The sequence below is a fragment of the Sphingopyxis sp. UBA6723 genome, assembly GCF_002454115.1.
In the GTDB taxonomy this organism is placed as follows: Bacteria; Pseudomonadota; Alphaproteobacteria; order Sphingomonadales; family Sphingomonadaceae; genus Sphingopyxis.
This window is the reverse complement of the sequence record NZ_DKIH01000007.1, coordinates 10,245-12,173: the sequence shown is the minus strand read 5'-3', so window position 1 is coordinate 12,173 and position 1,929 is coordinate 10,245. Positions and strand designations below refer to the sequence as shown.

The following is a 1,929-nucleotide window of genomic DNA, read 5'->3' as shown; positions in this document are numbered from 1 at the left end:
CCTTCTCCCGCAAGGGGAGAAGGTTTGACGGCGGCACTTTGCCTTTCGTCCAAAACCCATTAGACGCCGCGCCCATGAGCAAGGATAAATCCGCCAAAATCCCGACGCCGCAGGCCGTGCGCGGCACCCAGGACATGCTGGGCGATTTCGCCGACCGTTTTGCGCATGTCGTCGATACCTTCGAACGGGTGCGCCGCCTCTATGGCTACAAGCGGATCGAGGTGCCGGTGATCGAGCCGACCGCGGTGTTTGCGCGCTCGCTGGGCGAAACGACCGACGTCGTGTCGAAGGAAATGTATTCGTTCGACGACCGCGGCGGCGAATCGATCACGCTGCGCCCCGAATTCACCGCGGGCATCGCGCGCGCCTATATCACCAACGGCTGGCAGCAATATGCGCCGCTGAAGGTCGCGACACATGGGCCTTTGTTCCGCTACGAGCGCCCGCAAAAGGGGCGCTATCGCCAGTTTCATCAGCTCGACGCCGAAGTGCTCGGCAGCGACAGCCCGCTGGCGGATGCGGAATTGCTGGTGTTCGCCGATCAGCTGCTGAAGGAGCTGGGGATCGCCGAGGGCGTGACCTTGACGCTCAACACGCTGGGCGATGCGGCGAGCCGCGATGCCTGGCGCGCGGCGCTGGTCGAGCATTTCGAGGCGCATCGCGGCGATCTGTCCGAGGACAGCCTCGCGCGGCTCGACAAGAATCCGCTGCGCATTTTGGACAGCAAGGATCCTAAAGACCGCCTGATCGCCGACAGCGCGCCCGACATCGACGCGTTTCTCACCGGCGAGGCGCAGGATTTCTTCGGCGCGGTGACATCGGGTTTGGACGCGGCGGGCGTTGCGTGGGAACGCAATGCGCGGCTGGTGCGCGGTCTCGACTATTACCGCCACACCGCGTTCGAATTCGTCACCGACCGGCTGGGCGCGCAGGGCACCGTGCTCGGCGGCGGTCGCTATGACGGGCTGATCGAAGCGCTCGGCGGCCCGCCGACGGCGGCGGTCGGCTGGGCGGCGGGGATTGAGCGGCTGGCGATGTTGCTGGCCGACGAGGTCATCGACAATCGATTGGACGCCGTGATCGCGGTTGAGGACGATGGGCAGCTGGCTGCCGCGATGAAAGCGGTCTCTGCGCTGCGCAACAACGGTTTCGCAACCGAGATCGTGGCCAGCGGCTCGCCGCGCAAGCGCTTCGACAAGGCTGCAAAAATTCCGGCGCATGCATTGATTTCGATCGGGATGCGCGACGGCGCTGCGCATATCAACGTGCGCGGCGAAAGCGATCGTGCAAAGGCGGTCGAAACTTGCCTGCAATCGTCACCCCGGACTTGATCCGGNNATCCCGGATTAAGTCCGGGATGACGAAGAATTGAAACGACAGTGAGTAGATGACCCAGGTTTCCGAACGCCAGATCGACGCCATCATCGAACGCCACGCCGCTCTGCAAGCGCGCATGGCGACCGGCGATATGGCGCCCGCTGACTTTGTCGCGGCGTCGAAGGAATTTGCCGAGCTTGAGCCCGTCGCGACCGCGGCGCGCGAAGTTGTGCGGCTGCGCGGCGAACTGACGTCACTCAACGAAATGCTAGCCGATCCCGAGATGAAGGCGATGGCGGCCGAGGAAATCGCGGCGGTCGAGGCGGCGCTGCCCGCCGCGGAGCATGACCTCGCGCTCCAGCTGCTGCCCAAGGATGTCGCCGATGCGCGCGCCGCGATGCTCGAAATTCGCGCCGGGACCGGCGGCGACGAGGCGGCGCTGTTCGCGGGCGACCTGCTGCGCATGTACAGCCGCTTTGCCGACGGGCAGGGGTGGAAGGTCGAGATCATCTCGGCGAACGAGGCCGAAATGGGCGGCTACAAGGAAGTCGTCGCGTCGGTCAGCGGGCAGGGGGTGTTCGCGCGGCTGAAGTTCGAAAGCGGCGTCCACCG

2 protein-coding genes are annotated in these 1,929 nt (G+C 65.3%); both read left to right on the top strand.

Annotated features, from left to right (window positions below):
* Positions 1–74: 74 nt before the first annotated feature.
* Complete coding sequence (gene hisS / locus B4F07_RS05345; RefSeq protein WP_293700364.1) at positions 75–1,331, top strand: histidine--tRNA ligase; 1,257 nt, start codon at positions 75–77, stop codon at positions 1,329–1,331.
* 56 nt (positions 1,332–1,387) lie between these two features.
* Positions 1,388–1,929, top strand: a 542-nt coding sequence (locus B4F07_RS05340; RefSeq protein ID WP_293704624.1) for a PCRF domain-containing protein, incomplete at its 3' end; no start/stop codon positions are given.